The 1,526-nt window shown below is 24.4% G+C and carries 2 protein-coding genes; both read left to right on the top strand.

All coding sequences use genetic code 11. The features are described 5' to 3' along the window. Window positions 1-291 precede the first annotated feature (291 nt). The gene (locus tag VLM92_RS15225; protein ID WP_325277170.1) at window positions 292-969 is read left to right on the top strand and encodes a response regulator transcription factor; all 678 of its coding nucleotides are present in this window, start codon (window positions 292-294) and stop codon (window positions 967-969) included. 4 nt (window positions 970-973) lie between these two features. Continuing rightward, window positions 974-1,526, top strand: a 553-nt coding sequence (locus VLM92_RS15220; protein WP_325277169.1) for a hypothetical protein, incomplete at its 3' end; no start/stop codon positions are given.

Genomic DNA, 1,526 nt, shown 5'->3' with positions numbered 1-1,526 from the left:
TAATGAATCATCAAAATATTCTAAAGAATTAATGCAAATAATAAGAGAAAAATATAATTCGGAATTATGCTTAGATTTAAAGAAAGATAAAATAAGCTGTGGTGAAATAGAAGACTTCACATACGAAGCATTAAAAGATTTATTATCAAAATAAATATTAACTTATAAAAGACCATCTTTTAATCATAAAGGTGGTCTTTTATAATTAAGTAAGCCAAGAGCAACTTTAACTATATGATAAAAGGAATCGAAATTTTTATATATAAACTAGGAGGGAAGACAATAAACTATATGATAAATATATTAGTAGCAGAAGATGATATAAGGATACTAAGATTAATATCAGACTTTTTAAAAAAAGAAGATTATAATGTATATACTGCAAAAGATGGACAAGAAGCTTTAGAAATATTTGATAAAGAAAATATTTCTCTAGTAGTATTAGACATAATGATGCCAATATATGATGGATGGCATGTATGTAAGGAACTAAGAAAAGAATCAAATGTTCCAATACTTATACTAACAGCAAAGGATAGTGATTTAGATGAGTTGTTTGGTTTTAATATAGGAGCTGATGAATATATATCTAAACCATTTAATCCTAATCTATTAATAGCAAGAATAAAAAACTTACTAAAAAGATCAGAAGTCCTAAGTAATGAAGTAAAAGATGAACATACATTAACTTATGAAGAGATATCTATAAACTTAGACACTAAATTAATGAAAATTGATAACGAACATATTGAACTAAAGCCAAAAGAGTATGATTTAATAGTTTTATTTATAAAAAATAAAGGAAGAATATTTGAAAGAGATAACTTACTAGATTTAGTTTGGGGTTATGATTACATAGGAGATCCTAGAACATTAGATACTCATATAAATAGATTAAGAAATAAATTAGGATCTAAGTCACACTTATTAAAAACTATTAGAGGATTTGGGTATAAGTTTGGAGGATAATAATTTGAGGTCTATAAAAAATAAACTACTTACAGGAATTATATTAATAAATTCTATAATACTAATTGGAATATGTATTTTTAGATTTGGGTTTGAAGATTTTTACATAAAACAAACAAGTAAGGAGCTAAGTAAATTTGGAAGGTCCGTTGGAGATTTAATAGGTGAAGGTCCTGAGGATGATTTGATTAATTACATATCAAAATATGGAGAAAGTAAAAATGTAAGTATAGATATATATTATAAAAATGATTTATTAATATTTACCAATAATTATACATCAATGAATCGCAATGATAATAACATGGTAGGTAAACGTGGCATGTCTAAGAAAAATAGATTCGTAATAACTAATGAATATATAATTGACAAAAATTTAGAGTCATATGTTATTTCAGATAAATTACAAGGAATAGAGTTTTTAGCTACTATAACGCAATTAGATAATAATCTATACTCAATAGTATGTAAAACTCCAATAAGTGCAATAAAAAATAGTGTTGATACAGCATCAAGTTTTTTATTTATAATATTTATTCCTATAATCGTATTAAGTA

Origin of the sequence: Romboutsia sp., assembly GCF_035470145.1 — a bacterium.
In the GTDB taxonomy this organism is placed as follows: Bacteria; Bacillota; Clostridia; order Peptostreptococcales; family Peptostreptococcaceae; genus Romboutsia_D.
The sequence above is the reverse complement of the archived record's forward strand: the minus strand, read 5'-3'. Positions and strand labels throughout refer to the sequence as shown.

Bases quoted from the DNA above. Each gene is read 5' to 3' on its own strand.
- VLM92_RS15225 (WP_325277170.1), top strand. From the start codon at position 292: ATGATAAATATATTAGTAGCAGAAGATGATATAAGGATACTAAGATTA.